24 protein-coding genes are annotated in these 26599 nt (G+C 57.8%); 14 read left to right on the forward strand and 10 right to left on the reverse strand.

Going from position 1 to position 26599, the window contains the following annotated elements:
• Nucleotides 1-20 precede the first annotated feature (20 nt).
• The 4 genes from HBN61_RS08985 to HBN61_RS09000 all read right to left on the reverse strand — a co-directional run bounded on the left by HBN61_RS08985 (nucleotide 21) and on the right by HBN61_RS09000 (nucleotide 5514).
• Complete coding sequence (locus HBN61_RS08985) at nucleotides 21-1061, reverse strand: ABC transporter substrate-binding protein (RefSeq protein ID WP_094992849.1); 1041 nt, start codon at nucleotides 1059-1061, stop codon at nucleotides 21-23.
• Nucleotides 1062-1096: 35 nt separating this feature from the next.
• Nucleotides 1097-2221: an ABC transporter ATP-binding protein gene (locus tag HBN61_RS08990; RefSeq protein WP_094992848.1), complete on the reverse strand. Its 1125-nt coding sequence runs from the start codon at nucleotides 2219-2221 to the stop codon at nucleotides 1097-1099.
• 250 nt (nucleotides 2222-2471) lie between these two features.
• Nucleotides 2472-3101 carry a response regulator gene (locus HBN61_RS08995; protein ID WP_094992847.1) on the reverse strand — a complete coding sequence of 210 codons (630 nt, stop codon included), beginning with the start codon at nucleotides 3099-3101 and terminating at the stop codon, nucleotides 2472-2474.
• A 19-nt stretch (nucleotides 3102-3120) separates the two neighbouring features.
• Entirely contained in the window at nucleotides 3121-5514 is a 2394-nt protein-coding gene (locus tag HBN61_RS09000) for a PAS domain-containing sensor histidine kinase (RefSeq protein WP_094992846.1), read from the reverse strand.
• Between the two features lie 74 nt (nucleotides 5515-5588).
• Here HBN61_RS09000 and HBN61_RS09005 point away from each other — a divergent pair, with 74 nt between their 5' ends.
• A complete protein-coding gene (locus HBN61_RS09005) occupies nucleotides 5589-6587 on the forward strand; it encodes an alpha/beta hydrolase family protein (protein WP_094992845.1) in 999 nt (332 codons plus the stop codon).
• Between the two features lie 3 nt (nucleotides 6588-6590).
• Here the strand turns inward: HBN61_RS09005 and HBN61_RS09010 are convergent, their stop codons facing one another.
• Genes HBN61_RS09010 through HBN61_RS09020 form a run of 3 tightly spaced genes read right to left on the reverse strand, consistent with a single transcriptional unit; the run spans nucleotide 6591 to nucleotide 9050 of the window.
• Entirely contained in the window at nucleotides 6591-7355 is a 765-nt protein-coding gene (locus tag HBN61_RS09010) for a TerB family tellurite resistance protein (protein ID WP_169961998.1), read from the reverse strand.
• 1 nt (nucleotide 7356) lies between these two features.
• A complete protein-coding gene (gene murU, locus HBN61_RS09015; RefSeq protein ID WP_170046555.1) occupies nucleotides 7357-8028 on the reverse strand; it encodes an N-acetylmuramate alpha-1-phosphate uridylyltransferase MurU in 672 nt (223 codons plus the stop codon).
• On the reverse strand, nucleotides 8025-9050 hold the full coding sequence (locus HBN61_RS09020) for an aminoglycoside phosphotransferase family protein (protein ID WP_170046556.1): 1026 nt from the start codon (nucleotides 9048-9050) through the stop codon (nucleotides 8025-8027). The genes murU and HBN61_RS09020 overlap by 4 nt, the downstream gene beginning before the upstream one ends.
• A gap of 130 nt (nucleotides 9051-9180) precedes the next feature.
• On the opposite strand from HBN61_RS09020, the gene HBN61_RS09025 reads away from it, so the two are divergent.
• The 11 genes from HBN61_RS09025 (at nucleotide 9181) to HBN61_RS09075 (ending at nucleotide 23260) form a co-directional block, all read left to right on the forward strand.
• Nucleotides 9181-11931: an LPS-assembly protein LptD gene (locus tag HBN61_RS09025; protein WP_170046557.1), complete on the forward strand. Its 2751-nt coding sequence runs from the start codon at nucleotides 9181-9183 to the stop codon at nucleotides 11929-11931.
• Complete coding sequence (gene surA, locus HBN61_RS09030) at nucleotides 11906-13246, forward strand: peptidylprolyl isomerase SurA (RefSeq protein ID WP_170046558.1); 1341 nt, start codon at nucleotides 11906-11908, stop codon at nucleotides 13244-13246. Before HBN61_RS09025 ends, surA begins: the two co-directional genes overlap by 26 nt.
• Complete coding sequence (pdxA, locus tag HBN61_RS09035) at nucleotides 13243-14232, forward strand: 4-hydroxythreonine-4-phosphate dehydrogenase PdxA (protein WP_170046559.1); 990 nt, start codon at nucleotides 13243-13245, stop codon at nucleotides 14230-14232. Before surA ends, pdxA begins: the two co-directional genes overlap by 4 nt.
• On the forward strand, nucleotides 14229-15047 hold the full coding sequence (gene rsmA / locus HBN61_RS09040) for a 16S rRNA (adenine(1518)-N(6)/adenine(1519)-N(6))-dimethyltransferase RsmA (RefSeq protein ID WP_169962009.1): 819 nt from the start codon (nucleotides 14229-14231) through the stop codon (nucleotides 15045-15047). Before pdxA ends, rsmA begins: the two co-directional genes overlap by 4 nt.
• A 115-nt stretch (nucleotides 15048-15162) precedes the next feature.
• Nucleotides 15163-15543, forward strand: coding sequence for a Co2+/Mg2+ efflux facilitator ApaG/CorD (apaG, locus tag HBN61_RS09045; protein WP_094992838.1), 381 nt, complete (start codon nucleotides 15163-15165; stop codon nucleotides 15541-15543).
• Nucleotides 15543-16427 carry a symmetrical bis(5'-nucleosyl)-tetraphosphatase gene (locus HBN61_RS09050; RefSeq protein WP_094992837.1) on the forward strand — a complete coding sequence of 295 codons (885 nt, stop codon included), beginning with the start codon at nucleotides 15543-15545 and terminating at the stop codon, nucleotides 16425-16427. Before apaG ends, HBN61_RS09050 begins: the two co-directional genes overlap by 1 nt.
• Before the next feature lie 20 nt (nucleotides 16428-16447).
• Entirely contained in the window at nucleotides 16448-16777 is a 330-nt protein-coding gene (gene glpE, locus HBN61_RS09055; RefSeq protein ID WP_169962011.1) for a thiosulfate sulfurtransferase GlpE, read from the forward strand.
• Nucleotides 16778-17079: 302 nt separating this feature from the next.
• Entirely contained in the window at nucleotides 17080-19002 is a 1923-nt protein-coding gene (locus tag HBN61_RS09060) for a PrkA family serine protein kinase (protein WP_094992835.1), read from the forward strand.
• A 114-nt stretch (nucleotides 19003-19116) separates the two neighbouring features.
• Nucleotides 19117-20391: a YeaH/YhbH family protein gene (locus HBN61_RS09065; RefSeq protein ID WP_170046560.1), complete on the forward strand. Its 1275-nt coding sequence runs from the start codon at nucleotides 19117-19119 to the stop codon at nucleotides 20389-20391.
• Nucleotides 20388-21950 (forward strand): SpoVR family protein, encoded by a 1563-nt coding sequence (locus HBN61_RS09070; RefSeq protein ID WP_169962013.1) that lies wholly within the window; start codon nucleotides 20388-20390, stop codon nucleotides 21948-21950. The genes HBN61_RS09065 and HBN61_RS09070 overlap by 4 nt, the downstream gene beginning before the upstream one ends.
• A 62-nt stretch (nucleotides 21951-22012) precedes the next feature.
• The gene (locus HBN61_RS09075; protein WP_094992833.1) at nucleotides 22013-23260 is read left to right on the forward strand and encodes a multifunctional CCA addition/repair protein; all 1248 of its coding nucleotides are present in this window, start codon (nucleotides 22013-22015) and stop codon (nucleotides 23258-23260) included.
• A gap of 71 nt (nucleotides 23261-23331) precedes the next feature.
• Here HBN61_RS09075 and folK read toward each other — a convergent pair whose 3' ends face one another.
• A complete protein-coding gene (gene folK, locus HBN61_RS09080; protein WP_094992832.1) occupies nucleotides 23332-23850 on the reverse strand; it encodes a 2-amino-4-hydroxy-6-hydroxymethyldihydropteridine diphosphokinase in 519 nt (172 codons plus the stop codon).
• Nucleotides 23841-24194 (reverse strand): dihydroneopterin aldolase, encoded by a 354-nt coding sequence (folB, locus tag HBN61_RS09085; protein ID WP_094992831.1) that lies wholly within the window; start codon nucleotides 24192-24194, stop codon nucleotides 23841-23843. The genes folK and folB overlap by 10 nt, the downstream gene beginning before the upstream one ends.
• A 74-nt stretch (nucleotides 24195-24268) precedes the next feature.
• Between folB and plsY the strand changes: the two genes are divergently transcribed.
• On the forward strand, nucleotides 24269-24838 hold the full coding sequence (plsY, locus tag HBN61_RS09090) for a glycerol-3-phosphate 1-O-acyltransferase PlsY (RefSeq protein WP_094992830.1): 570 nt from the start codon (nucleotides 24269-24271) through the stop codon (nucleotides 24836-24838).
• Between the two features lie 53 nt (nucleotides 24839-24891).
• Here the strand turns inward: plsY and tsaD are convergent, their stop codons facing one another.
• The gene (tsaD, locus tag HBN61_RS09095) at nucleotides 24892-25917 is read right to left on the reverse strand and encodes a tRNA (adenosine(37)-N6)-threonylcarbamoyltransferase complex transferase subunit TsaD (RefSeq protein WP_094992829.1); all 1026 of its coding nucleotides are present in this window, start codon (nucleotides 25915-25917) and stop codon (nucleotides 24892-24894) included.
• A gap of 198 nt (nucleotides 25918-26115) precedes the next feature.
• Between tsaD and rpsU the strand changes: the two genes are divergently transcribed.
• Nucleotides 26116-26331, forward strand: a complete 216-nt coding sequence (gene rpsU / locus HBN61_RS09100; protein WP_002551877.1) for a 30S ribosomal protein S21 — start codon at nucleotides 26116-26118, stop codon at nucleotides 26329-26331.
• The last annotated feature ends 268 nt before the right edge of the window (nucleotides 26332-26599 follow it).

Genomic DNA, 26599 nt, shown 5'->3' on the forward strand with positions numbered 1-26599 from the left:
GCGCCGCGTGTCAGCGCTGCTTACTTGGCAGCCCAGGCGTTAAAACGCTGCTCCAGTTGCTCACCGTTATCAGCCCAGAAGCTGACATCGATCTGCACTTGATCTTTGATGTTCTCGGGTGCTGTCGGCATGTCCGCTTGCACCGCCTGCGGCAGCAAAGGCATCGCCTCTTTATTGGCCGGGCCATACGCGATGTTTTGCGAGTACATGCTCTGCTGCTGAGGTTGCAACGTGAACTGCATGAACTTCTTCGCCGCGTCGGCTTTGTCTTTGCTCAAGCCTTTAGGGATGGCCCAGGCGTCAAAGTCGTAAATCCCGCCATTCCAGACAATTTTCAGGTTGCTCTCTTTCTGCACCGCGGCGATACGCCCGTTGTACGCAGAGCTCATCACTACATCGCCTGAAGCCAGGTACTGCGGTGGCTGTGCACCGGCCTCCCACCACTGAATGCTGGGCTTCAGCTCGTCGAGTTTCTTGAAGGCGCGGTTCTGGCCGTCCTTGCTCGCCAACACCTTGTACACGTCCTTGGGCGCAACGCCGTCTGCCATCAAGGCAAATTCCAAGGTGTACTTGGCGCCCTTACGCAACCCGCGCTTGCCGGGGAATGTTTTGGTGTCCCAGAAATCCGCCCAACTGGTCGGCGCTGTTTTCAGCTTGTCGGCGTTGTACGCCATCACAGTCGACCACACGAAGAAACCAGCGCCGCATGACTGGATTGCACCGGAAACGTACTGATCAGGATTGCCGAACAGTGCCGGGTCCAGTTGCTCAAACATGTCTTCGTCACAGCCACGGGATAATTCCGGAGACTCAACTTCAACCAGGTCCCACGAGATGCTTTTGGTGTCGACCATGGCCTTGATCTTGGCCATTTCGCCGTTGTATTCACCGGCGATGATTTTGCCGTCGCCCTTGGCTTCCCAAGGCGCGTAGAACGCTTTGACCTGCGCGGCCTTGTTCGCCCCGCCAAACGAGACCACGGTCAGGTCGGTGGCTGCCAACGCATTGGCGGCGCACATCAGGCCCAAGCTCAAGGCCGTGAGTTTCAGTGTTTTATGCATTTTTATTCTCCACAGGGTTGGTGAAGCCGGGGCGATTAATTCGCCTCTAAGAGAGGGTCCAGCGCACGTACGTGTTCAACCTGCCAACCGAGTGGCACCACGTCACCGACTGCCAGCGTCGGGTCCAGTTCGGCAATCGGCTGTTTCACAAAAAAATCGTTCTTACCGCAGACTTCCAGACGCACCCGCACGTGGTCGCCCAGATAGATGAACTCTTCGACGCGCCCCGAGAACCGGTTCACGCAAGCCTCGCTGGCGCCGTTAAGGCTGATGCGTTCCGGTCGGATCGACAGGGTCACGGGCTCGCCGGTACGGCCGACATTCACCGCCAGCGCCTGAACCTTCTCGCCTCGGCTCAGCTCTACCACGCAGCGCTCGCCGTCCTGACTGTGCAGGCGGCCATTGAGGCGATTGTTCTCGCCAATGAAGTTGGCAACAAAGGTGTTCTTGGGTTCTTCATACAAGCAACGCGGCGGGGCGATCTGCTGGATTTCACCTTGGTGAAACACCGCCACCCGATCCGACATGGTCAGCGCTTCGCCCTGATCGTGAGTGACGTAGACCACTGTCACGCCAAGGCGCTGGTGCAGGTGCTTGATCTCCATCTGCATGTGCTCGCGCAGCTGTTTATCCAGTGCCCCCAGCGGTTCGTCCATCAACACCAGCTGCGGTTCGAACACCAGCGCACGCGCCAGCGCAACCCGCTGTTGCTGGCCGCCGGAAAGCTGTGCCGGGTAACGCTGGGCGAAGGCATCGAGCTGCACCATGCTCAGCACGCGCTTGACCCGCTCGCTGATGTCGGTGCGATTGAGGCCGCGCACCGACAACGGGAAACCCAGGTTTTCGGCCACAGTCATGTGCGGGAACAACGCATAGTTCTGAAACACCATGCCGATGTCGCGTTTGTGCGGCGGCACGTTGTTGATAGAACGGCCCCCCAGCTGGATCTCGCCCGCGGTGGGGGTTTCAAACCCTGCGAGCATCATCAAGCTGGTGGTTTTGCCCGACCCAGACGGCCCGAGCAAGGTCAGAAACTCGCCTTTGCGAATGTCCAGGTTAAGGTCTTTAACAATCAGGTTTTCGCCATCGTAGCTTTTCTGCACACCACGAAAGCTGACCAAAATGTCATTCGACCCAGCGCTTGCACCGACCTCACTCATAGCCACACCTTTTTGTTTTGGACTGCTGTAGTCCAAGACTAAAGAAGGCATCACCCCCCAGAAATCGGGGCGCAGGAGAGATTTACATCAGGAGCCTGGAAGATTGCGGGTAGGGCACGCCCTACAAGGATGTCGTGAATAGAACACTGGGTAACGGCGGACACCGCTAGCGGCTGAAACGCTGCTCAAAAACAGTCGCAAACAGGCATGCCCTGCAGCCTCGGCTAAAACGCTCGCAGCTCGTCAGCCGTTACACCAGCTTATGCTCCATTGCGTATTTCACCAGTTCCGCCAATGAGGTGACGTGAAGTTTTTGCATCAGCCGCGCTTTGTGGGTGCTGATGGTTTTGCTGCTCAGGGCCAGTTGCTGGGCGATATCATTCACGTTCACCCCTTGCGCCAGCCGTTCAAACACCGAGAACTCGCGCTCTGACAACAGCGCATGCAGCGGGCGTGAGTCAGTCAGCCCTACTTCAAAGACCATCCGGTCCGCCAGCTCGGGGTCGATGTAGCGCCCGCCCGCCGCGACTTTACGAATGGCCATCAGCAAGAGTGCGGGATCGCTGTCCTTGGTCGCGTAACCCGCCGCGCCGAATTTCAGCGCCCTCGCCGCCATCTGTGCCTCGTCGTGCATCGACAGCACCAGGATCGCGGGCGGGTTATTCAAGGCCCGGATGCGCGGGATCGCTTCCAGCCCGTTCACGCCGGGCATGGAAATGTCCAGCAGCACCACCTCGCACGGCACATGGCGCAGGGTTTCCAGCAATTGCTCGCCATTGCTTGCCTCCCCCACCACCCGCAGGTCCTTGGCCAGGCCGATCAATTGCTTGATCCCTTCCCGCACGATGGTGTGGTCTTCAGCTACCAGTACACGAATCACAGACAGCTCCTCCTCAAGGTCATTGCGGATCCGTCGTCAACGGTACCCGCACACTCAGCGTCGTGCCTTCACCCGGCACACTGTGCACCGACAGCGTGCCGCCCATCATCAATACACGTTCACGCATGCCCACCAGCCCGAAGGACGTCGGCCTGCCCGTGACAGGAATAAAGCCCTGGCCATCATCGCTAATGGTCAGGCACAACGCATGCGCTTCAACGGTCAGGGTTAACTCTACGGTTTGTGCCTGAGCATGACGCATCACGTTGGTCAGCGCCTCCTGCAAAATTCGGAATAGTCCTACTTCCTTGGCCGCACTCAGCGGTGGTAAATGCTCAGGAACCTGCACCAGACATGGAATGTGCGTACGCGCTTCGAAGCGCTGCGCCTGCCATTCGATGGCCGAACTGATGCCTGCATCCAGAATTGGCGGCCGCAGCGCAGTGGCCACATCGCGCACCAACTGGAACAACTGGGCGATGAGCTTTTTCATGCTGTTCAAGCGCTCACGCAGGCCAGGGTCCAGATCCGCATAGGCCAGCTCGCACATGGAGGTTTCAAGCTTGAGCACGGTCAACATTTGCCCCAACTCGTCGTGCACTTCTCGGGCAATGCGCGCCTTTTCTTCTTCGCGCACACTTTCAAGGTGCGCCGACAGTTCACGCAACTGCCCGCGAGAACTGTCCAGTTCCAGTTCGATACGCTTGCTTTCGCTGATGTCCCAGACGATGCCGTCCCACACCACAGTGCCATCTTGCAGGCGACGGGTAATGGCCTTGATCTCGGCCCAGCGCTGCTCGCCTTTACGCGTGACAATCCGCCCCTGCCATGACCAATCGCTGTCGCTGTCGAGCGCCTGATCCTGCACACGGTGGTAATCCGCCTTGTCGTCCGGGTGCACAAGGCTGCGCAAACCGACTTCACGTTTACGTAACGTCGCTGGCGAGAACCCGGCCAGACTTTCGCTACCTTCACTGATGTAGGGGAAGTCCAGTTCGCCCGTGAGTAACGAGCGCTCCAGACGAAACACCAGCCCTGGGACGTTGGCCGCGATCCCTTGCAGGCGAGCATCACTTTCTTGCAACGCCGCCTGCACACGACGGCGCTCGGTGATGTCATTGAGATACACCACCAAGTATTCAGCGGCCTGAAAGCGCAAAAAACTGAGCGTGACGTCGGCCGGGAAGGTGCTGCCATCCGCACGCACGCAATTTGTTTCAAACCGTTGCGCGCCCTCTTCGCCAGCCCGCGCACGCTTCCATAGCCCCAACCAGCGGTCCATGCTCAGCCCCGGTTCAAAATCACTCAAAGGCCGCTCAAGCAGGGCACCCGGCGCGCACCCGAGCATGTGCTCGGCGGCCAGATTGGCATAGCGCACGTGACTGTCCCAATTGACCCAAAGGATGCCAACCGGGCTGCGGTCAATTGAAAACTGAGTCAGCCGCAATGCCTCGGCACTCGCTGCGCGCAGGGCGATGTCTTCGCGTGCACTCAGCAGCGCCCGTTCCAGTGAGGTTTGCTGGCGACGCTGCCAGAACACAATCGCCATGCTCGCCAGCAGTAAGGTACCGATCAACAGGCTGAAGTTCTGCCAAAAACCGGGAGACGGTCCGGCGTGGGGATACTTGGGCTGCAACCAGCGCGCGTGCAACTGCTCCATGTCCCGCGCCGGAATGGCGTGCAAACCGCGCTCGACGATGCTGGCCAGCTCCGGCCAGTCGCGCCGGGTGGCCACGCGCAGCAAGAGTGGCAAACCAATATCACCTACCACTGCCAATCCTGAGAACTCGGGTTCGCTGGACAAGCGACTGAGCTGCGCTTCATCAATCACGGCGTAAGTGGCTTGCTGGCTCAGCAACAATTGCAAGGCCTGGCGCTCCAGTGGAACACCCTGCAAATTCAGCCCCGGATAGCTGGTTCGCAAGAACTCTGCCGTGGCGCCAGGCATGCGCACGGCCACGCGAGTCTTGCTGTCGAGGCGCTCCAAATCGACAGCGCCGCTGCCGTCGCGCACGCCCACAATCAGCTGCGGGACGCGCATGTAGGGGTCAGAAAATTGCCACAGCCGCAGCCCCGCCGGGGTTTGCATCAGGCCCGGCACCAGGTCGATTTCCCCGTCACGGGCGGCTTTTTCCAAGTGCGCCAGGTCCGGGTAATTGCGCCACAGCAACTCAACGTTAAGTGCCTGCGCCAACCATTTCATCAGTTCAACATTGGCCCCGGACAGCTGCTGCAAGCGCTGGTCAAAGCGCGCGTACGGGGCTTGCAGCACCAGCCCGACGCGTAATTCCCGATGCTGCGACAGCCATTGCTGTTGCTCGGCACTCAATTGCGCCGCTGGCACAGGCGCCGCGTGGCCCATCAAGGGCAGCCAAAACCAGCCGATAACCAACAGATAGCAAAAACGTGTCATCTGAACGCTCACACCCTGACAAATACTGATCAACCCTTTAGGCTGCCGGGATTACTTCTGGCCTGGAAAAACTGATGTCTTCTTACCGCCTGGCACTGCCAGCCCTGTGCCTGTCGTTGTTATTGCCCCTGGCGTTTCCTGTTCAGGCGGACGACTCGGCGCCCGTTGCTGAACCCGCCCAACCCAAGCCCGTGGAGCGCGAGCCGCTGCCCGAACGCAGCCAGGAAGACGCGGCCGCGTTGGAGCGGCAACTCCCGCCACACGAGCAGCAACAGCTCCAAGCCGGTGAAGGCAACTTTCTCGCACTGTGGAAGCCCGCCAATAACAGCGACCCCAGCGGTGCGGTGATTATTGTCCCCGGCGCTGGCGAAACCGCAGATTGGCCAATCGTTGTCGGCCCGCTGCGCAACAAGCTGCCGGACGCCCATTGGGCAAGCCTGAGCCTGAGTTTGCCGGACATGCAAAGCGAAGCCAGTCAGGCACGCACCGCTGAACCAGAGAAATTGCCTACACCGCAAGCGCCAGACAGTAGCAGCAAAGACGCCAGCACCACAGCCAAACCTATCGAACAAGCCGCCAGTGTCGGCACTGAAAACCCGGCCCCGGACCTGAAGCCGGTGGCGTCGTTGGAAGAAATGAACAAGGCGGATGCCGAGCGGATTTTCGCCCGTATCGAGGCGGCAATTGCCTTCGCGCAACAACAAAACGCGCGCAGCATCGTACTGCTGGGGCACGGCACAGGCGCGTACTGGGCAGCACGCTACATCGCCGAGAAACAACCGGCGCAAGTGGGCAAGCTGATCATGGTCGCCGCGCAAACACCGGTGCAGGCACCGGCAGACTTGAGCCTGATGACGCCTGGCCTCAAGGTCGCGCTGCTGGACGTGTTCTATAAAGACAACGCGTTACTGCGCAAGGCCGCCCTGCAACGGTTGCAAGCCAGCAAGCGGGTCAATGGCGGGGATTTCACTCAGGTGGCACTGACTGCGATGCCGGGGAACCGCGATGCTGGCCAAGAACAGTTGTATCGCCGGATTCGCGGTTGGCTCAGCCCACAGCCTGTGGATAAGTAACGGTCAAAACCCGCGCCGCTGGCGGATCAACGCGTAGGCGTGATGCAGCTCGCGGGTTTTCTCTGTCGCGTCCAGCACCTGCGCCGGGCTAGCCCCTGAACCGGCCACTTTGTCAGGGTGATGACGGCTGAGCAAACGTCGATACGCCCGTTTGATGTGCACCGGGTCGCTCTGATGAGTGACCCCGAGCAGCGTCAGCGACTCCTGATAAGTCCCGCCGCGCGTGGCCAGCGGCCTTTTCTGCGGCTCGTAATCAGCCCCCAGTGCCTGAATCTGTTGCGGGGTCCAGCCCAACCATTTACCCCATAGCCCGATCAACTCACGCTCTTGCGTGTCAACCCGCCCGTCCGCCACGATCATCCGCCAGCAAGCGCGCAACACGCCTTCTGCCGCATGGGGTTGCGCCTTGAGACGCCGCAGGTAACCGCGTAATGAGTCATTGCCGGACTTGCCCCGATTAAACGCAGCGATCGCGCGTTTCTGCGCGGGGGCGCTCATGTCGAGCAAGCGCATCTCCTGTCGCGCCTGCTCGATATGCTTATCCACCACGCGCCCGCCGCTTTTGGCCAGACGGCCGAGCAACACGAACAACAGTTCGTCATTGCGCAGCGCAGCACGACCGCCAAGGCGTTCGCGCACATGCGCCCAGCTTTGCAGGTTCAGACGCCGATCCAGCGCCTGCCCCAACAAAGCACCCAACATAGCCCCCGGAATGCTGGCAATCAAAAACCCGCCTCCGGCTCCGATCAGAGTCCCTGGCCACAGCATCTTAGTGAGCGCCCTTAATCAGGCTTTCGACCTCAGCCAAACGCTCGTGCGTGCCTACATCTACCCAATGCCCTTGCAAACGCTCTCCTGTGACATGGCCTGCGGCCATGGCTGTACGTAATAACGGAGCCAACTTGAACGCGCCGGGCTCGCACCCGCGCAACAACGCCGGGCTCAACACGGCAATACCGCTGTAGGTCAGTACCTGCGCATCGGGTTGCGCAGCCTGAACTTGCGCATCAATCAGGCTGAAATCACCCGTGGGATGATGGGGCGGGTTGTCCACCAGCACCAGATGCGCCAGACCGGCGAGAGGCCGACGCAACGCACCAAAATCGTAGTCAGTCCAGATATCACCGTTCACCACCACGAACGGGTTATCGCCCAACAAAGGCAATGCTTTAAAAATACCGCCACCGGTCTCCAGCGGCTCGCCTTCTGCGGAGTATTGAATGCTCACCCCGAAACGCGAACCGTCGCCCAGATGATCCTCGATCTGCTGACCCAGCCAGGCGTGATTGATGACAATCTCAGTAAACCCTGCCGCCGCGAGCGCACGCAGGTGGTATTCGATCAAGGGCACACCCCCCGCACGAATCAACGGCTTGGGGGTATGCAGGGTCAAAGGCCGTAGGCGCTCACCTTTGCCCGCAGCCAGAATCATCGCCTTCATGCCTGAGCCTCAACCGGTTCAGGCAGGCTGGCAAAAAGCTCACCCAATGCAGACAGCTCCGGGCGGCGGGCCAATACCGCTTCTATATAAGAGAAGAAACGCGGCACATCGGCCAGGTAGCGGGGTTTGCCATCGCGATGGCAAATGCGGGCAAAAATGCCGATCACCTTCAAGTGCCGCTGCACGCCCATCAAGTCGCTGGCACGCAGGAAATCCTGAAACACAGGCTGCACCGGGATCGCCAGGTGGCGCGCATTTTCCCAATACTGGGCCAGCCATTGCAGCACCCGCTCTTCAGGCCAACTGAGGAAGGCATCTTTGAACAGGCACGTGATGTCGTAGGTCACCGGCCCGTACACCGCATCCTGGAAATCCAGCACGCCGGGGTTGGGAATGCTCAGCATCAGGTTGCGCGGCATAAAGTCGCGGTGCACCAGCACCTTGGGCTGAGCCAGCGCGCTGTCGATCAGCAGATCGCGGACCCGCTGCCACTGCGCCTGCTGTTGCTCATCCAACTCAATCCCCAAATGACGGCGAACGTACCATTCAGGGAACAATTCGAGCTCGCGGCGCAATAAAGCCACGTCATAGCTGGGCAACGGTGCAGTCATGGGCAACTGCTGAAAAGCCAGCAATGCTTCGATGGCATCGTCGAACAGCTCATCGGCGTTGCGGTCATTAATGACGTCGAGAAAGGTTTTATTGCCCAAGTCATTGAGCAAAAGAAACCCGCGATCGAGGTCTTGAGCAAAAATTTCCGGCACATTTATCTCGCTGATACGCAGTAATTCAGCGATATCGACGAAAGGTTTGCAGTTTTCCTGGGGCGGCGGGGCGTCCATGACAATAAAACTGCGCCCCTCACCTTCCCAGCGAAAATACCGCCGAAAACTCGCATCACTGCTGGCCGCAGTCAGCGTGGCCGGGGGTACGGCGCCCCATCCGTTGTTTAAAAAAAGGGCTGACAATTGCTCATCGAGCCAAACTTTAAGGTGTTGCAGGCGTACATCTTGGTCAGGCATTACGTGGGTCTCCGACGGCCCTAGCCGTCAAGCGGGTCATGCTTTATTATCCAGCATCTTTTCCAGACCATCGAGAGGCGTGCGGCCCCCACCGCGGGCTGATGGCACGCAGGAAGCCCGGACTAATAAGATGGCATTGAAATCCCCCGCGTTTCGTAAAAAATTTCCGTTGCTGGTAACCGGCAGTTTGCTGGCCATGCAACCTCTAGCCACGCCTTTCGCTGTTGCCGAGGAGCAGTATGACTGTTCTGTGTCGGCTACGGGCGGCTGGGACTGCGCACCGAAAGCGACCACGGCTCAATTGCCGCCGCGTCCGGTTCACAGCGGCAACTCGGTGGGCGCCAGTGGCGAAACCGTCGAGCAGGTCGCTCAGACCCCATTGGTGACAGAAGCCAAAGGCCGTGGTCTGAAAGCGCGCAGTGCTGACTACAGTCACCTCGACTGGGTTCCGCGAGACAAGCTGACCCCCGCACAACTGGCCGAAACCGGCCCGTATTGCGCGGGCGCTTACGTCGAGCCGATCCGTCCGGGCATGAACGACCCGACCAGCAAAAGCGACGCGCCTACCTTTATTGGCGCCAAGGCCTCGCGCTATCAGCAAGAAGAGCAGATCGCGACGCTGGCCGGTGACGTTGTCATGCGTCAGGGCAGCATGCAGATCGAAGCCGACGAAGCCAGCCTGTATCAGGCTGAAAACCGCGGCGAGCTTAACGGCAAGGTCCGCCTGCGCGACAACGGTGCACTGATCGTGGGCGACCACGCCGACGTTCAACTCGACACCGGTGCGGCCAAGGTCGACAACGCGGAATACATCCTGCACAAGTCGCGCATCCGCGGCAGTGCGCTGTACGCCAAGCGTGGCGAAAACGCGATCATCCGCCTCAAGGATGGTACGTACACCACGTGCGAACCGAACAGCAACGCCTGGCAACTCAAGGGCAACAACATCACGTTGAACCCGGCCACCGGTTTCGGTACGGCGACCAACGTGACGTTGCGGGTCAAAGACATTCCGGTCTTCTACACCCCGTACATTTATTTCCCGATCGACGATCGCCGTCAGTCCGGTTTCCTGCCGCCGTCGTTCAGCAGCAGCACCGACACCGGCTTTATGCTCGTGACCCCGTACTACTTCAACCTGGCGCCCAACTACGACGCCACGTTGTACCCGCGCTACATGACCAAACGCGGCTTGTTGATGGAAGGCGAATTCCGCTACCTCACCGAGTCCAGCGAAGGCCAGTTCGGTGCTGCTTACCTGAACGACAAGGACGACAAGCGTAAAGAACAGACTGACTACAAAGACACCCGCTACATGCTCAACTGGCAGCACAAGGGTGGCCTGGACTCCCGCGTCCTGACCGAGGTCGACTACACCAAGATCAGCGATCCGTATTACTTCCAGGATCTGCAAAGTGAACAGATTGGGGTCGAAAGTCAGGATTATGTGAACCAGCAGGGTTCGGTGACTTACCGTGGCGACACCTTCAACGCCAAGTTGAATGCGCAGGCCTATCAACTGGCCACAGTGACGCAAATCACGCCTTACAACAAACTGCCGCAAATCACCTTCAATGGTGCGCTGCCGTATCACCCGGGTGGTGTGAATTTTAACTACAACACCGAACTGGTGCGGTTTGAGCGTGACTTGGAAAGCGGTAACTACGTTAACGAAAACGGTACTTCAGATCCTCGACTGGATACCAACGTTAAAGGTCTGGCTCGCGCCAACGGCACCCGTCTGAATCTTGCGCCAAGCATGAGCTTGCCGATGACTGCAAGCTACGGCTATGTCACGCCAACACTCAAGTACATGTACACCCAGTACGATCTGGACCTGGATTCGAAAGGTAAAAGTACCCTGTTGGCAGGAGAGCAATATAAGAGTTCTCAAACCCGCAGTGTTCCAATCGCCAGCATCGACAGCGGGTTGTACTTCGATCGCAACACTCAATGGTTCGGCACCAATTATCGCCAGACCCTTGAGCCGCGTGCGTTCTATCTATACGTACCAGAACGCGATCAGCAAGACATACCGGTTTTCGACACAGGCGAAAGCACATTCAGCTATTCCTCACTGTGGCGCGACAATCGCTTCTCCGGCAGCGACCGTGTGGGTGACGAAAACAAACTGTCGCTGGGCTTGACCAGCCGCTGGATTGAAGAAAACGGCTTTGAGCGCCAACGCATCAGCCTGGGCCAAGCGTATTACTTTAAAGATCGCAAAGTGCAAATGCCGGGTATCACGGAGAACCGCGACGACTCCACTTCCAGCGTTTCGCCGTATGCACTCGAGTACGCCTACCGTTTCAACCGCGACTGGCGCGCTACCGCTGACTACAACTGGGACCCGGAAACCCGTAGCCCACGTTCTGGCAGCGCGATGATGCACTACCAGCCGGAAGACAACCCGAACAAGGTGGTCAACATCGGTTACCGCTATCGCAACGACCAGGTGCGCTACAACCAGTACACCGGTAAGTGGGAGATCGGCGGCGGTGACTTCGGTGTGAAGGGGAAGCCTGGCTATATCAAGGACTATTACAAGATCCAGCAGCACGATTTCTCGGTTATCTGGCCGATCGTGCCACAGTGGAACGTTATCAGCCGCTGGCAGTACGACTACAACCGTAACCGCACGCTGGAAGCCTTTGGCGGCTTCGAGTACGACAACTGCTGTTGGAAACTTCGTCTGATCAACCGTTACTGGGTCGACAACGATGAGTACACCCAAGAAGCCCCGACCAACGAAAAGGGCGACCATGGTCTCTTCCTTCAAATTGTGCTGAAAGGTCTCGGTGGCGTTGTTGGCACCAAAGTAGAGAGCTTCCTCGACAAAGGCATCCAAGGTTATCGTGAACGTGAAGATCAAGCTTTCTGAGTGTTTGCGCCCGCTAGTGCTGGGCGCGTTGTTCCTGGGTACTGCGGCTCACGCCGCGGTTCAACCCCTGGATAGTGTTGTGGCCATCGTCGACAACGACGTGATCATGCAGAGCCAACTGGACCAGCGTGTTCATGAAGTTCAGCAGACCATCGCCAAGCGCAATCAGGGCGTTCCGCCCAAGAGCGTGCTGGATCAGCAAGTGCTGGAGCGCTTGATCGTTGAGAACCTGCAATTGCAGCTCGGCGAACGCATGGGTATTCGTATTACCGATGAAGAGCTGAACGATGCTGTCGCCACCATTGCCCAGCGCAATGGCATGACCGTCGACCAGTTCCGCAAGGCCCTGGCGCACGACGGTCTGTCTTATGAAGACGCCCGTGAGCAGATCCGTCGTGAAATGACGATCAGCCGTGTGCGCCAGCGTCGTGTCGCCGAGCGTATCCAGGTCACGGATCAAGAAGTGCAGAACTTCTTGAAATCCGACTTGGGCAAGATGCAGATGTCCGAAGAGTTCCAGTTGGCCAACATTCTGATTCCAACGCCTGACAGCGCGAATTCGGAAGCCATCCAGAACGCCTATAAGCAAGCGGTTGATGTATATAACCAACTGAAGAAAGGCGCTGACTTCGGCCAGATGGCCATTGCCCGCTCCGGCAGCGATACCGCACTGGAAGGCGGCGACATGGGCTGGCGTAAAGCCGCTCAACTGCCACCTCCGTTCGATCGTCTGCTCAGCGAAATGCCGGTTGGCGGGATCACTGAGCCTATCCGGACACCGGGCGGCTTCATCATCCTCAAGCTCAATGACAAGCGCGGTGGCCAGTCTGTGGTTGTGGACGAAGTGCATGTTCGCCACATCCTGATCAAGCCAAGCGAAATCCGCACTGAAGCGCAGACCGAAGCCCTGATCAACAAAATCCACGACCGCATCGAAGCGGGCGAAGATTTTGCCACCCTGGCAAAAACCTACTCGGAAGACCCCGGTTCGGCACTCAACGGTGGCGATTTGAACTGGGTAAACCCCAACTCACTGGTTCCCGAGTTCCGTGCTGCCATGCTCGATACGCCTCAAGGTGTATTGTCCAAGCCATTCCAGACTCAATACGGCTGGCATGTGCTTGAAGTACTTGGTCGCCGCGCCACTGACAGCACCTCTCAAGCTCGCGAGCAACAGGCCATGAACGCCTTGCGTAACCGCAAGTACGATGAAGAGCTGCAAAGCTGGTTGCGTCAGATCCGCGACGAAGCCTACGTAGAGATCAAACTGCCCGGCGCGACCTCGGACGAGAGCGCAAGCCAGGCGGCACAGTGAACACCCAGCGGTTTGCACTGACACCCGGCGAACCGGCAGGCATAGGTCCAGACCTGTGCCTGCTGCTCGCTTCGCAACACCAGCCCCATCCCCTGATTGCCATTACCAGCTGCGACCTGCTCTCTGAGCGGGCCGCCAGGCTGGGTGTGGCCGTCAACCTGCTGCCCGTCACGCCGGGGCAGTGGCCCAAGCAACCGGCACCCGCAGGCAGCTTGTATGTATGGGATACTCCGCTCAGCGCACCGGTTACGCCCGGTGTACTGGACAAAGCCAATGCGGCCTTTGTGCTGCACACCTTGACCCGTGCGGCTCAAGGCTGCCTGGACGGCGACTTCGCAGGCATGATTACTGCCCCTGTCCATAAGGGCGTCATCAACGAAGCCGGCATCCCGTTTTCCGGCCATACCGAATTTCTCGCCGACCTGACGCGCACCGAGCAAGTGGTAATGATGCTCGCCACCCGCGGTCTTCGCGTGGCGCTTGTCACCACGCACCTGCCGCTGCGTCAGGTTGCAGATGCAATCACCCCCGAACGCCTGATGCGGGTGACGCGTATTCTGCACGCCGACCTGCAGCAAAAGTTCGGCATTGCCCAACCGCGAATCCTGGTGTGCGGGCTCAACCCCCATGCTGGTGAGGGCGGGCATTTGGGCCGTGAAGAAATCGATATTATCGAACCCACCCTGGAGCTTCTGCGCAGCGAGGGCATGGACCTACGTGGCCCGCTGCCTGCCGACACTCTGTTTACCCCCAAATATCTGGAGCACTGTGACGCAGTGCTGGCGATGTACCACGACCAAGGCCTGCCCGTGCTGAAGTACAAAGGGTTTGGTGCCGCCGTCAACATCACCCTTGGCTTGCCGATCGTCCGCACCTCTGTTGACCATGGCACTGCCCTGGATCTGGCGGGCAGCGGCAAGATCGACACCGGCAGCCTGCAAGTCGCCCTGGAAACCGCCTACCAGATGGCCGAGACCCGTTTATGAACGAGCAATACCAACACAAGGCGCGTAAGCGTTTTGGTCAAAACTTCCTGCACGATGCTGGTGTTATTGACCGCATCCTGCGCGCCATCAATGCCAAGGCGGGCGACCGCCTGCTGGAAATCGGCCCGGGCCAGGGTGCATTGACAGAAGGCATCCTCAACAGTGGCGGCCAGCTTGATGTGGTCGAACTGGACAAAGACCTGATCCCGATCCTCAATCAACAGTTCGCAGGCATGAGTAACTTCAACTTGCATCAGGGCGACGCCCTCAAGTTCGACTTCAATACACTGGGCGCGGCGCCACGCACTCTGCGTGTGGTCGGCAACCTGCCGTACAACATCTCCACACCGCTGATTTTCCACCTGCTGAAAAACGCCGAGCTGATCCGCGACATGCACTTCATGCTGCAAAAAGAAGTGGTAGAGCGCATGGCTGCTGGCCCGGGCGGCGGCGACTGGGGCCGGTTGTCGATCATGGTTCAGTACCATTGCCGCGTGGAACATCTGTTCAACGTAGGTCCGGGTGCATTCAACCCGCCCCCTAAAGTCGACTCTGCCATTGTGCGCCTGGTGCCACACGAAATCCTGCCGCATCCGGCCAAGGATCATCGTCTGCTGGAGCGCGTCGTGCGCGAAGCCTTCAACCAGCGTCGCAAAACTTTGCGCAATACCCTCAAGGCCTTGCTGAGCAATGCCGAAATCGAAGCCGCCGGGGTCGATGGCAGCAAGCGTCCCGAGCAACTCGACCTGGCAGCATTCGTGCGTCTGGCTGACAAATTGAGCGAGCAAACCGTCGCAGCGCCCGCTGCCGACTGACCGTCCTTACAAATCGGGTACTGGCCGCATCTGGCCTAGTACCCGTGACTTGGCCTAGACTCAGGCATCAGTTTTATCCCGAGCTGTGTCTCTGCTTTCAAGTAAGGCCTTCCGCATGTCCGAACCCCGCTATCAGGTTGACGTCAGCGTCGTCACCCGTTACTTGCCAGAACAATCTCAACCCGAGCAAGACCGCTTCGCCTTCGCCTACACCATCACGGTGAAGAACAACGGCTCAATCCCTGCAAAATTGCTGTCACGGCACTGGATCATCACCGACGGTGACGGGCACACCGAAGAAGTGCGCGGTGCAGGTGTCGTCGGGCAACAACCGGTGATCGAACCGGGTCAGGTGCACACTTACAGCAGCGGCTCCGTGATCACCACAAAAGTCGGCACCATGCAGGGCAGCTACCTGATGCAGGCGCAAGACGATCATCAGTTCAAGGCCATCATTGCGCCCTTCCGCCTTGCTGTCCCCGGAGCGCTGCACTGATGGCGGTGTACGCAGTCGGTGACCTTCAAGGTTGCCTGCAACCGCTCAAGTGTCTGTTAGAGCGGGTTGCGTTCGATCCTGCAAAAGACACCCTGTGGCTGGTGGGCGACCTCGTTAACCGGGGACCCGAGTCGTTGGAGACGCTGCGCTTTCTGTATGGCATGCGTGAATCACTGGTTTGCGTGCTGGGCAACCACGACCTGCACTTGCTTGCGGTCGGCAACAATATTGAGCGCCTGAAAAAGGGTGACACGCTTCGCGAAATCCTCGAGGCACCGGACTGTGACCAATTGCTGGACTGGCTGCGCCAGCAACCTCTGTTGCATTACGACCTCGAACGAAATACCGCACTGGTTCATGCCGGTATTCCCCCGCAATGGAGCCTGAAAAAAGCCCTCAAATATGCGAGCGAAGTGGAACACGCATTGCGCGATGACAGCCTTTTGGGCCCTTTCCTCGATGGCATGTATGGCAATGAGCCTGCCAAATGGGACAGTGACCTGACGGGCATTGAACGCCTGCGGGTTATTACCAACTACTTCACCCGCATGCGGTTTTGCACCCGCGACGGCAAACTCGACCTTAAAAGCAAAGAAGGCGTGGGCAGCGCTCCGCCCGGTTATGCACCGTGGTTCAGCTATAAAGAACGCAAAACCCAGGACCTCAAAATCATCTTCGGTCACTGGGCTGCACTCGAAGGCAACTGCAAGGAGCCCGGCATCTACGCACTCGACACTGGCTGCGTATGGGGCGGCGCCATGACCCTGCTCAACGTCGACAACGGGCAGCGCTTGAGCTGCGACTGCGATGACCTGCACCTTAAAGCCCCTGCCAGCCCACAACCGTCTCCCCAACCTTTGGGCGTCACAACCCCACGCCCGTAGTCAGGCCAGAGGAATTTCCCATGACCGATTTCAAACGTATCACTCCCGAACAGGCCCACACACTGCGTCAAAAAGGCGCCGTAGTAGTCGACATTCGCGACCCGCAGACTTATGCCGCCGGGCATATCACTGGCGCAACGCGCCTGGATAACCACTCGCTTCACGATTTCATTGCCAAGGCAGATCTGGATGCACCGTTGATCGTCGCTTGCTACCACGGTAATTCAAGTCAGAGCGCGGCGGCGTATCTGGTAGGCCAGGGATTCAGCGAGGTGTACAGCCTCGACGGTGGTTTCGAACTGTGGCGTGCGACTTATCCGGGCGAAACCGACCAAAGCGCTGAGGAATAATTTTTTAATACACGCCAAGCCCACGTATTCAGTGGGCTGGCGCCCTACCTGACCAACGGTCAAACACAACAATTCGCGCATCTCGCCTTGACCTCTCCCAGAACCAACTATCCTTTAGCTCAGGCCATCCGAATCTGGGGAGAGCCGGTACACCGGCGTGAGGATCATCAGTAGTAACTTCAAAGGGTTAGCCCCTTTGATGGTGTCCTGGGGGGGGTACACAGCAACTGCAACGTTGCCGCATGCCAGCACTCGAACTGACCGATCAATCGCCGGCTCCACGTATCGAGCGAGGTGACGTCATGAGTATTTTTAGCCACTTCCAACAGCGCTTTGAATCCACGCGCCAGGAAGAACTTACGCTCCAGGAATACCTTGAGCTGTGCAAAAACGATAAAAGCGCATACGCCTCGGCTGCCGAACGGCTGCTGTTGGCCATTGGTGAACCGCAACTGCTGGACACCTCGACTGACTCTCGCCTCTCGCGAATCTTCTCCAACAAAGTGATTCGCCGCTACCCGGCTTTTGCCGACTTCCACGGAATGGAAGAGTGCATTGAGCAAATCGTTTCCTACTTCCGCCATGCAGCCCAAGGGTTGGAAGAAAAGAAACAAATCCTCTACTTGCTGGGCCCGGTGGGCGGCGGCAAGTCGTCCCTGGCTGAAAAGCTCAAGCAATTGATCGAGAAAGTCCCTTTTTACGCCATCAAGGGTTCGCCAGTTTTCGAGTCGCCGCTTGGCCTGTTCAACGCCACGGAAGATGGCGCGATTCTTGAAGAAGACTTCGGGATCTCCAAGCGTTACCTGAGCACCATCATGTCGCCCTGGGCCACCAAGCGCCTGGCTGAATTTGGCGGCGATATCAGCCAGTTCCGGGTGGTCAAACTCTACCCGTCAATCCTTAACCAGATTGCAGTGGCCAAAACCGAACCCGGCGATGAAAACAACCAGGACATTTCGGCACTGGTGGGCAAGGTCGATATCCGCAAGCTAGAAGAATTCCCGCAAAACGATGCCGACGCCTACAGCTATTCGGGCGCGCTGTGCCGGGCCAACCAGGGCCTGATGGAATTCGTCGAAATGTTCAAGGCACCGATCAAGGTGCTGCACCCATTGCTCACGGCTACTCAGGAAGGCAACTACAACAGTACCGAAGGACTGGGGGCGATTCCTTTTACCGGGGTTCTGCTGGCGCACTCCAACGAATCGGAGTGGCATACCTTCCGTAACAACAAAAACAACGAAGCGTTTATCGATCGGATTTACATCGTAAAAGTGCCGTACTGCCTGCGGGTCAGTGACGAAGTCAAAATCTACGACAAACTGCTTTATAACAGCTCGCTGGCCAAAGCCCATTGCGCACCTGACACCCTGAAGATGCTCGCGCAGTTCACGGTGCTGTCACGCCTCAAAGAACCTGAAAACTCCAACATCTACTCCAAAATGCGTGTCTATGACGGCGAAAACCTCAAAGACACCGATCCGAAAGCCAAATCCATTCAGGAGTACCGTGACAGCGCTGGCGTCGACGAAGGCATGAACGGTTTGTCGACCCGATTTGCCTTCAAAATCCTGTCCAAAGTCTTCAACTTCGACCCGCACGAAATCGCTGCCAACCCGGTGCACTTGCTCTACGTGCTTGAACAACAGATCGAACAGGAACAGTTCCAGCCAGAAACCCGCGAGCGTTATCTGCGCTTCCTGAAAGAGTACCTGGCGCCCCGGTACATCGAGTTCATCGGCAAGGAAATTCAGACCGCTTACCTGGAGTCCTACAGCGAATACGGGCAAAACATTTTCGACCGCTACGTTCTGTACGCCGATTTCTGGATTCAGGATCAGGAATACCGTGACCCCGAAACCGGCGAAATCCTCAACCGCATCGCCCTTAACGAAGAACTGGAGAAAATCGAAAAACCGGCTGGCATCAGCAACCCGAAAGATTTCCGCAACGAAATCGTCAACTTCGTCCTGCGTGCCCGCGCCAACAACAATGGCAAAAACCCGACATGGCTCAGCTACGAAAAACTGCGGGTGGTCATCGAGAAGAAAATGTTCTCCAACACTGAGGACCTGCTGCCGGTCATCAGCTTCAACGCCAAGGCGAGCAAAGAGGATCAACAAAAACACAACGACTTCGTGACCCGAATGGTTGAACGCGGTTACACCGACAAACAAGTACGACTGCTCTCCGAGTGGTACCTGCGGGTCAGAAAATCGCAGTGAGGCAGCGGCAAGCGCCCGGCTACACGCTGCTAGCACCCGACGAAACTCCCGAACCCGGGAGCTCGCGGTGGCTTGCAGCGTGCAGCTCACCTCTTGAAGCGGCCCGGAGGGCTTATGAGCTATGTGATCGATCGACGCCTTAATGGCAAGAACAAGAGCACGGTAAACCGCCAACGTTTTCTGCGGCGCTATCGCGACCACATTAAAAAGGCCGTCGAAGAAGCCGTGGGCCGGCGTTCCATTACCGACATGGAACATGGCGAACAGATCAGCATTCCCGGTCGCGATATTGACGAGCCGGTGCTGCACCACGGGCGCGGCGGCAAACAAACGGTCGTGCATCCGGGTAATAAGGAGTTCACCAGCGGCGAACACATTCAACGCCCTCAAGGCGGGTCCGGGGCCGGAGGCGGCCCGGGCAAGGCAGGCAATTCCGGCGAAGGCATGGATGAGTTTGTGTTTCAAATCACCCAGGAAGAATTCCTCGAATTCATGTTCGAAGACCTCGAACTGCCAAACCTGGTCAAACGCCACCTGACGGGCACCGACACGTTTAAAACCGTGCGTGCTGGCATCAGCAACGAGGGTAACCCCTCACGAATCAACATCATCCGTACCTTGCGTTCCGCCCATGCCCGGCGCATTGCCCTGACCGGCAGCAGCCGCGCACGGCTCAAAGAAGCAAAAATCGAACTTGAGCGTTTAAAACGCGAAGAACCTGACAATTTCGGCGATATCAAAGACATCGAAGCTGAAATCGAAAAGCTCAGCGCCCGCATTCATCGTGTCCCGTTTCTCGATACTTTCGACCTCAAATACAACTTGCTGGTTAAACACCCCAACCCGAGCTCGAAGGCGGTGATGTTCTGCCTGATGGACGTTTCAGGCTCCATGACGCAAGCCACCAAGGACATCGCCAAGCGATTCTTTATCTTGCTGTACCTGTTCCTGAAACGAAATTACGACAAAATCGAAGTAGTGTTCATTCGCCACCACACCAGTGCCCGGGAGGTAGATGAAGAGGAGTTTTTCTATTCGCGCGAGACCGGCGGCACCATTGTCTCCAGCGCACTCAAGTTGATGCAGGAGATCATGGCCGAGCGATATCCCACTAACGAATGGAACATTTATGCCGCCCAGGCTTCCGACGGCGACAACTGGAACGACGACTCACCCATTTGCCGTGACATTTTGATCAACCAGATCATGCCATTCGTGCAGTACTACACTTATGTGGAAATTACCCCGCGCGAACATCAGGCGCTCTGGTACGAATATGAGCGTATCAACGAGGCTTTTCCCGACACCTTCGCTCAACAGCAACTGGTCTCGGCCGGCGATATTTACCCGGTCTTCCGTGAACTCTTCCAGCGCAGGTTAGTGACATGACCGCCAAAGAGAATAAACGCCACCCCATCTCCACTGGCTCCGAGTGGACCTTTGAACTGATCCAGGCCTACGACCGGGAAATCGGTCGCCTGGCCGAACGGTATGCACTGGACACCTACCCCAACCAGATTGAAGTCATCACCGCCGAGCAGATGATGGACGCCTACGCCTCTGTCGGGATGCCATTGGGCTATCACCATTGGTCCTACGGCAAACATTTCTTGAGTACCGAAAAGTCCTACAGCCGCGGGCAAATGGGGCTGGCGTATGAAATCGTCATCAACTCAGACCCGTGCATCGCTTACCTGATGGAAGAGAACACCATCTGCATGCAAGCCCTGGTGGTGGCCCATGCCTGCTATGGCCACAACAGCTTCTTCAAGGGTAATTACCTGTTCCGAACCTGGACTGACGCCAGTTCGATCATTGATTACCTGGTGTTCGCCAAGCAATACATCATGCAGTGCGAAGAGCGCCACGGTATCGACGCGGTGGAAGACTTGCTGGACTCTTGCCATGCACTGATGAATTACGGCGTAGACCGCTACAAACGGCCTTATCCGATTTCGGCCGAAGAAGAGCGTCGTCGTCAGAAGGAGCGCGAAGAGCACCTGCAAAAACAGATCAATGATTTGTGGCGCACCATCCCCAAGAACGCTGACAAATTCAACGAAAAGGACAACGCACGTTTTCCGGACGAACCTCAGGAAAACATCCTGTATTTCATCGAGAAACACGCGCCGCTGCTGGAACCCTGGCAACGCGAAGTGGTGCGTATCGTACGCAAAATCGCCCAGTACTTTTACCCACAGCGCCAAACCCAGGTCATGAACGAAGGCTGGGCAACTTTTTGGCATTACACCCTGATGAACGATCTTTACGATGAGGGGCTGGTGACGGACGGCTTCATGATGGAGTTCCTGACCTCGCACACGAGCGTGGTGTTTCAACCGGGTTTTGACAGCCCCTACTACAGCGGGATCAACCCGTATGCCTTGGGTTTCGCGATGTACCGCGATATCCGGCGGATGTGCGAAGAACCCACCGAGGAAGATCGTCGCTGGTTCCCCGAGTTGGCGGGCAGCGACTGGTTATCGAGCATCAAGTTCGCCATGAGCAGCTTCAAAGACGAAAGCTTCATCCTGCAATACCTGTCCCCCAAGGTTATTCGCGACCTCAAGCTGTTCAGCATCATGGATGACGATCAGAAAGACGATTTACTCGTACCCGCTATCCACGATGAAAACGGCTACAGGATCATTCGCGAAACCCTGGCAGCGCAGTACAACCTGGGGAATCGCGAGCCTAACGTGCAAATCTGGAGTATCGACCGTCGCGGCGATCGCTCGCTTACCCTGCGCCATCAACAGCATGACCGCAAACCGCTGGGCGACTCCACTGACGAGGTACTTAAACACCTGCACCGCCTGTGGGGCTTTGATATTCACCTCGAAACCCTGCAAGGGGATCAAGTGATGAAGGTCCATCATGTCCCGCCAAAAAGTGAACATGGCGATGCTGAATACGGACGTTTGGATTTGAGCGCCATTCACTTGTGATAGACGTGAACCTCCGTTTGCGCGACGCAGCGGTTATCCTGTCGCGCTAACGGAGGTTTTTTATGCAGATTTATAAAGTCGGCGGTGCAGTCCGCGATCGCTTGCTTGGCAAACCCGTCACAGACATCGACTGGGTCGTAGTAGGCGCGAGTGCCGAACAAATGCTGGCCAAGGGCTTTCGTCCCGTAGGCTCCGACTTCCCGGTCTTTCTCCATCCTAAAACCGGGGAGGAATACGCCCTCGCCCGCACCGAGCGCAAAAGCGGACACGGTTATGGGGGCTTTGTATTTCATGCCAGCCCTGACGTAACCCTCGAAGAGGATTTGATCCGCCGCGATCTGACCATCAATGCGATGGCCGAAGATGATGCGGGCAATATTACTGACCCCTACCACGGCCAACGAGATCTGGAAGCACGAATATTGCGCCATGTTTCTCCAGCATTCGCCGAAGATCCCCTGCGGGTGCTGCGTGTTGCGCGCTTCGCTGCACGTTATGCCGGGCTCGGGTTCAGGGTGGCAGACGAAACACTGGAACTGATGCGTCAACTGTCAGCCTCAGGCGAACTCCAAGCGCTAACACCGGAACGTTGCTGGAAGGAAATATCCCGCGCCCTGATGGAAGACCATCCCCACGTTTTTATTGAAGTACTCAGACGTTGCGGCGCACTTGAAGTGCTATTGCCCGAAGTCCAGGCATTATTCGGCGTACCGCAACCGCCAGCTCACCACCCTGAAATCGACAGTGGCATTCACACCCTGAGCGTGCTTGAACAAGCTGCGCGGCATCACCAGCCTTTGACCGTACGCTGGGCGTGCTTGCTGCATGACGTGGGAAAAGGCCTTACGCCGGAATCGAAATGGCCACGCCATATCGCCCATGAGCACACCGGATTGCGCCTGATCAAAGCCGCAAACGAGCGGTTCAAAGCACCTCGCGATTGTCAGGAACTTGCATTGCTGGTCGGCGAATACCACACCCACGGGCATCGGGCCTTTGAGCTGAAGGCCTCGACCTTACTGGAATTGCTGCAACGATTTGACGTTTACCGTCGTCCTCAACGCTTCGAGGAATTTATCGTCGCTTGTGAGATGGACGCCAAGGGTCGCTTGGGGCTTGAAGAACGGCCATACCCTCAGGCTGACTATTTGCGTGGCGCCGCGAAAGCAGCCCAGGCAGTCGACATCCAGCCGCTGCTGGCACAGGGGTTCAAGGGCCCGGCGCTGGGCGAAGCCCTTAAGCGCGAACGGCTCAGCGCTTTACAAGCCTACAAAGACGCGACCCAAAAGCCAGCATCGCCCACAGCCTAATCGCTTGCGAACTGCAGCTGCTGCGCTGCCACCACTCGGTTGTGAGCGGCGGCAGCGCATTTACAGCAGCCTCAAAGCATCTCTTTCGGTGTCAATTGCTCGCCACGCCATTCAAACGCCGCGGGGGCAAGCACTTGATCAATCTGAGCCTCTGCCCAGATCTGACCAAGTGTCATGCCCACACTCGGATGTAGCTTGTCAGGGGCGATCAGCGAAAGCGGCCACAGCACAAAGGCATTTCTGAGTATCTCGGCGCGCGGCAAGACCAAACCGTCAAAATCGCCCACCCAGTCACCGTAAAACAACACGTCAATATCGAGCGGCAAACCTTTGCGATCCTGCGCGTATCGTCCGTTATCGGCTTCGATCAGCTTCAAACGTCGGGTCAAATCCGCCAATGGTAAATCTGTGTTGGCCACCACCACCAGATTGAAGAAAGGCCCGCTTTTTATTCCCACAGGCTGACTTTCAAACACTGCCGAACACTGCATGTTTTGCAGGAAGCCAGCCAGCGCATCGAGCCCCGCATGCAAATGCTTTTCGCGCTCGACATTACTGCCCAGCCCGAGAAAAACCTGAGTTAGCGACATCCGCGCTCAATCTCCACGCCCACCCCTGTGGCGGCCGCGACAGCGCCCGGCTTGGTCAACTTGAGGTGAAGCCAGGGAATATTAAATTCACTCATCAGCACTTCAGCCAGACGCTCGGCAAAAGTTTCTACCAATTGGTATTGGGTCTGCTCGGCAAAAGCCTGGATTCTGGCCGAGACACTGGCGTAATCCAGCGCCAGAGTCAGATCATCCCCTGCTGCGGCCGGGCGGTTATCCCACGCAAAACTCAGATCAAGGCGCAAACACTGACGGATGCCACGCTCCCAGTCATAGGCACCGATTACGGTGTCAACTTCCAGGCCTTCGATAAACACTCTGTCCAAGCACTTTTCTCCGCAGCACGACAAGGGCGCAATGCGCCGTTAGAATCAGGGCGTCCTCGCCCGGAATAGTTAGCATGTTTTGGTTACTGGCGATTATCGCCTACCTGCTTGGCTCGCTGTCCTTCGCCATTTTGCTCAGCCGCCTGACGGGTCATCCCGACCCGCGAATGAGTGGCTCAGGCAATGCTGGCGCGACCAATATGTTACGTCTGGCCGGTAAAAAACTGGCCGTCCTGACCTTGCTCGGTGACCTGTGCAAAGGCCTGCTGCCCGTCCTGCTCGCCAACCAACTCAACCTGCCACTCCAGCAACAAGCCTGGATTGGTGTCTGTGCCGTCATCGGGCACATGTATCCGCTGTACTTCCGATTTCGGGGCGGCAAAGGTGTCGCGACCGCTGCCGGCATGTTGCTAGGGCTTTACCCCCCCGCCGCCTTGCTGGCTGTCCTGGCCTGGTTGCTGACCTTCCAGCTAACCCGTACCAGTTCACTTGCTGCGCTGATTGCCACACCCTTGACCCTGCCTTTACTGGCCTGGCAAGAGCCTGCCGCGCTGCTGCCCATGTGCGGATTAACCGCACTGATTGTCTGGCGCCACCGCGGCAATTTACGCGACCTGATGGCCGGGCGCGAACGGCATTTCTGATTCGCCTGCATGAAAATGCCTCATGACGGTCTGAAAACGTCTGAACGCCCCCATCACAACGGCTTCAACTGCTCCATCGGCCAGCGCGCCTGCACACTGATTGCCAGGCTTTCATGCTGCCCCGCCTGCAAGCGCTGACACCCGGCAAAAGCGATCATCGCGCCGTTGTCGGTACAGAACTCAGGGCGCGCATAAAACACCTGACCGTTCATGCCACCGAGCATGGTCTCCAGCGAAGCGCGCAACGCCTTGTTTGCACTCACACCACCCGCAATCACCAGACGCTTCATGCCTGCTTGCTTGAGGGCACGCTTGCACTTGATGGTGAGTGTTTCGACCACCGCTTGCTGAAACGCCAAGGCGATGTCACTGCGAGCCTGCTCGTTGTCGTCACCCGCTGCCACGCAGCGCTGCCAAGTGTTCAAAGCAAAGGTCTTGAGGCCACTGAAACTGAAATCCAGACCAGGGCGGTCGGTCATGGGCCGCGGGAAGACAAAGCGCCCCGCCACACCCTGCGCCGCAAGACGGGCGATCTCGGGACCACCCGGGTAGTTGAGCCCCATCATCTTCGCTGTTTTGTCGAAGGCTTCGCCCGCGGCATCATCCAGCGTCTCACCAAGCAACGCGTATTGACCAATGCCATCCACACGAACGAGCTGCGTATGGCCACCGGAAACCAACAAAGCGACGAACGGAAACTCGGGGGGCTGCTCTTCCAGCATCGGCGCCAGTAGATGGCCTTCCATGTGGTGCACGCCCAACGCAGGGATACCCCATGCGAACGCTAACGCTTGAGCGCAGGAAGCCCCGACCAGCAAGGCACCGACCAGACCCGGGCCTGCCGTGTAGGCAATCGCATCGATTTCTGTAGGCACACAGTCAGCTTCAGCCAGCACCTGACGAATCAGGGGCAGCATGCGTTTGACGTGATCCCGTGAGGCCAGCTCCGGCACCACGCCGCCATAGGCGCGGTGCAGGTCGATCTGGCTGAACAGTGCATCGGCCAAAAGCCCGCGTTCACTGTCGTATAGCGCGACGCCGGTTTCGTCGCAGGAGGTTTCTAATCCCAGTACTAGCATGGGTTTGCGCCTTGTAGAGGCTAAATTCGAAGGCGCGCATAATAGTCGCCACCACCGCCCCCGGCCAGCGGTTTTCGATCAGAGGCTTTGCATTCCGGGCGATGAGGGGTTAACATCCGCAACCCTTAAAAACCGACGTCTTCCAACGCGATTTTGCCTTGAGACGTTGACCCCGGTAATGAATGAAGGTAGCTCTGGATGCCAGCCGTCAAAGTAAAAGAGAACGAACCCTTCGACGTAGCTCTGCGTCGTTTCAAGCGCTCCTGCGAAAAAGCCGGTGTACTGGCTGAAGTTCGCAGCCGCGAATTTTACGAGAAGCCGACTTCCGAGCGTAAGCGCAAAGCAGCAGCCGCTGTTAAGCGTCACGCGAAGAAAGTTCAGCGCGAGCAGCGCCGCGCCGTTCGTCTGTACTAATACACAGACGTTCGTTGCAAGCTTCTGCCAAGCCCGGCCTAAAGCCGGGCCGTAGGCAGTTGCAGCAAGTTACATGCTTTACCGTCAAGGCCGCAGATGCGACCGCGACAAACTGCTACATCACGTCAGACCTGGCCTTTAAGCCAGCGGTGCACGTCTTTACTGACGAGCCTTCAAGGCTACCGACGAGCACACACCTCTGATTTTCCTAAAAGACGATCAGCCCAAGGCATTTCTCCCATGCCTGCTTATGAGCTATCCGAGACCA

The sequence above is a fragment of the Pseudomonas sp. WS 5071 genome (genome assembly GCF_012985765.1).
In the GTDB taxonomy this organism is placed as follows: domain Bacteria; phylum Pseudomonadota; class Gammaproteobacteria; order Pseudomonadales; family Pseudomonadaceae; genus Aquipseudomonas; species Aquipseudomonas lundensis_A.

Bases quoted from the DNA above. Each gene is read 5' to 3' on its own strand.
- HBN61_RS08985 (WP_094992849.1), bottom strand. From the start codon at position 1,061: ATGCATAAAACACTGAAACTCACGGCCTTGAGCTTGGGCCTGATGTGC.
- HBN61_RS08990 (WP_094992848.1), bottom strand. From the start codon at position 2,221: ATGAGTGAGGTCGGTGCAAGCGCTGGGTCGAATGACATTTTGGTCAGC.
- HBN61_RS09000 (WP_094992846.1), bottom strand. From the start codon at position 5,514: ATGACACGTTTTTGCTATCTGTTGGTTATCGGCTGGTTTTGGCTGCCC.
- HBN61_RS09005 (WP_094992845.1), top strand. From the start codon at position 5,589: ATGTCTTCTTACCGCCTGGCACTGCCAGCCCTGTGCCTGTCGTTGTTA.
- HBN61_RS09010 (WP_169961998.1), bottom strand. From the start codon at position 7,355: ATGCTGTGGCCAGGGACTCTGATCGGAGCCGGAGGCGGGTTTTTGATT.
- murU (WP_170046555.1), bottom strand. From the start codon at position 8,028: ATGAAGGCGATGATTCTGGCTGCGGGCAAAGGTGAGCGCCTACGGCCT.
- HBN61_RS09020 (WP_170046556.1), bottom strand. From the start codon at position 9,050: ATGCCTGACCAAGATGTACGCCTGCAACACCTTAAAGTTTGGCTCGAT.
- HBN61_RS09025 (WP_170046557.1), top strand. From the start codon at position 9,181: ATGGCATTGAAATCCCCCGCGTTTCGTAAAAAATTTCCGTTGCTGGTA.
- rsmA (WP_169962009.1), top strand. From the start codon at position 14,229: ATGAACGAGCAATACCAACACAAGGCGCGTAAGCGTTTTGGTCAAAAC.
- apaG (WP_094992838.1), top strand. From the start codon at position 15,163: ATGTCCGAACCCCGCTATCAGGTTGACGTCAGCGTCGTCACCCGTTAC.
- HBN61_RS09050 (WP_094992837.1), top strand. From the start codon at position 15,543: ATGGCGGTGTACGCAGTCGGTGACCTTCAAGGTTGCCTGCAACCGCTC.
- glpE (WP_169962011.1), top strand. From the start codon at position 16,448: ATGACCGATTTCAAACGTATCACTCCCGAACAGGCCCACACACTGCGT.
- HBN61_RS09060 (WP_094992835.1), top strand. From the start codon at position 17,080: ATGAGTATTTTTAGCCACTTCCAACAGCGCTTTGAATCCACGCGCCAG.
- HBN61_RS09065 (WP_170046560.1), top strand. From the start codon at position 19,117: ATGAGCTATGTGATCGATCGACGCCTTAATGGCAAGAACAAGAGCACG.
- HBN61_RS09070 (WP_169962013.1), top strand. From the start codon at position 20,388: ATGACCGCCAAAGAGAATAAACGCCACCCCATCTCCACTGGCTCCGAG.
- HBN61_RS09075 (WP_094992833.1), top strand. From the start codon at position 22,013: ATGCAGATTTATAAAGTCGGCGGTGCAGTCCGCGATCGCTTGCTTGGC.
- folK (WP_094992832.1), bottom strand. From the start codon at position 23,850: ATGTCGCTAACTCAGGTTTTTCTCGGGCTGGGCAGTAATGTCGAGCGC.
- plsY (WP_094992830.1), top strand. From the start codon at position 24,269: ATGTTTTGGTTACTGGCGATTATCGCCTACCTGCTTGGCTCGCTGTCC.
- tsaD (WP_094992829.1), bottom strand. From the start codon at position 25,917: ATGCTAGTACTGGGATTAGAAACCTCCTGCGACGAAACCGGCGTCGCG.
- rpsU (WP_002551877.1), top strand. From the start codon at position 26,116: ATGCCAGCCGTCAAAGTAAAAGAGAACGAACCCTTCGACGTAGCTCTG.